General features: G+C 67.9%; 1 protein-coding gene. It reads left to right on the forward strand.

Features of this window, described 5'->3' with window-relative positions; genetic code table 11:
* Positions 1–323: 323 nt before the first annotated feature.
* A complete protein-coding gene (locus G6026_RS13355; RefSeq protein WP_095717867.1) occupies positions 324–1277 on the forward strand; it encodes an L-lactate dehydrogenase in 954 nt (317 codons plus the stop codon).
* Positions 1278–1503 lie beyond the last annotated feature (226 nt).

A 1503-nucleotide genomic window follows, 5' to 3' on the forward strand; every position in this document is an offset into this window, starting at 1 on the left:
CCCGAGCGTGCGGCGGCGGGCGGTCCCCCGCCCGGCATCGCGGCCAGTCGGCGACGCAGCTCAGCAACGCGGTCCGCCGTGCCGAGGCCGGACATGTCGACGGCAGAAGTGCCCATTACCATCACCAGAACCTCCCGACCCGGACGACACGCCGCCAACCGCTCTGATCGAACTATTTTTCGATCACGGGGAACAGTGAACACCACCGGTCCGACACGGCGCAAGAACACCTGTTCGAACAGGGTTCTCCTCGTCGTCGCCCCCAGTCGCCGTTCCAGTCGCCGCCCCTCGGCGTTCACCCGGAGCCTCTACCCTCGGGAACCATGAAGGCCTCCATCGGGAACCGCATCGTGCTCATCGGCGCCGGGGACGTGGGCATCGCCTACGGGTACGCGCTCGTCAACCAGGGCCTGGCCGACCACCTGTCCATCATCGACATCGACCACGACAAACTGGTCGGCGAGGTCATGGATCTCAACCACGGCGTCGTGTGGGCCCCCTCCCCCACCCTCGTCACGGAGGGCACCTATGACGACTGCGCGGACGCCACGATGGTGGTGATCTGCGCCGGCGCCGCCCAGCGACCCGGCGAGACGCGACTCGACCTGGTCGGCAGGAACATGGCGATCTTCGAGGGGATCGTCGGCGACGTCATGGCGACCGGCTTCGACGGCATCCTGCTCGTGGCCACCAACCCCGTCGACATCCTCACCCAGGCCTCCTGGCGCTACTCCGGCCTTCCCTCCGCACAGGTCATCGGCTCCGGGACGATCCTCGACTCGGCGCGCTTCCGCTTCATGCTGGGCGAGTACTACGACGTCGCCCCGATGAGCGTGCACGCCTCGATCATCGGCGAGCACGGTGACACCGAACTGCCGGTCTTCTCGTCCGCCAACGTCTCGGGGGTGCCACTGCGCCGGGATCTCGACGGGGACCCGGCCACGCGGGAACGACTGGCCCGGATCTTCACGGAGACCAGGGACGCCGCCTACCGGATCATCGACTCCAAGGGCTCCACGAGCTACGGCATCGGCATGGGGCTGGCCCGCATCACGCGAGCCGTGCTGCGCAACGAGCAGGTGTCGCTACCGGTCTCCACGTTGTTGCGGGGCGAGTACGGGCAGGACGGGATCTTCATCGGCGTCCCCGCGGTGATCGGCCGGACCGGGGTCCAGCGCGTGGTGGAGTTGGAACTCGACGCCACCGAGATCGAACAGTTCGCCCGCAGCGCGTCTGCACTGCGGGCGGTGTCGGAGCAGTTCGAGATACTGCGCTGAGTCAGGGGGTCGGGGTCAGGGGGTGGCGGGGGGATCGCTTGCGGGGAAGGACTCGTCACCCCACTCGTCGACCAGCTCATCCTTGGTTTCCGGACGGTCATCCCGCGTGTCCTCGGATGTATCGTCGGTGCGGTCAGAGTTCTGCGGACCAGTCATGCATCAATCTCCTCCCGCCGTACGAGGGCGTACGGCGGGACTCAGATTACCGGACCCGGCGGGGCCCGGC

Source organism: Dietzia sp. DQ11-38-2 (assembly GCF_014145055.1).
In the GTDB taxonomy this organism is placed as follows: Bacteria; Actinomycetota; Actinomycetes; order Mycobacteriales; family Mycobacteriaceae; genus Dietzia.

Bases quoted from the DNA above. Each gene is read 5' to 3' on its own strand.
- G6026_RS13355 (WP_095717867.1), top strand. From the start codon at position 324: ATGAAGGCCTCCATCGGGAACCGCATCGTGCTCATCGGCGCCGGGGAC.